Origin of the sequence: Stenotrophomonas sp. SrG (genome assembly GCF_050031795.1) — a bacterium.
GTDB lineage: Bacteria > Pseudomonadota > Gammaproteobacteria > Xanthomonadales > Xanthomonadaceae > Stenotrophomonas > Stenotrophomonas rhizophila_A.
On record NZ_JBNBBE010001506.1, the window covers coordinates 1 to 233 of the forward strand.

Consider the following 233-nt stretch of genomic DNA (forward strand, 5'->3'; position numbering starts at 1 on the left):
CGAGCAACGGCCTGAGGCGTGACGGGGTGCCGAGCGGCGAGGAGCCTGTCGACCTGCGCCAGGTCACCCTGCCGGTGCTGAACATCTACGCCGAGCAGGATCACCGGGTGCCGCCGGATGCCTCGCGCGCGATGGGCGCGCGGATCGGCAGCACCGACTACCCCGAAAGCAGCTTCCGCGGCGGCCATCTCGGCATCTACGTCTCCGGCCGCGCCCAGCGCGCAGTGCCGGGG

At 73.0% G+C, this 233-nt stretch carries 1 pseudogene; it reads left to right on the plus strand.

The annotated features are described in order from the left end of the window. A pseudogene (locus ACQG3P_RS24400) lies at positions 1-233 on the plus strand (class III poly(R)-hydroxyalkanoic acid synthase subunit PhaC); the annotation flags it as partial.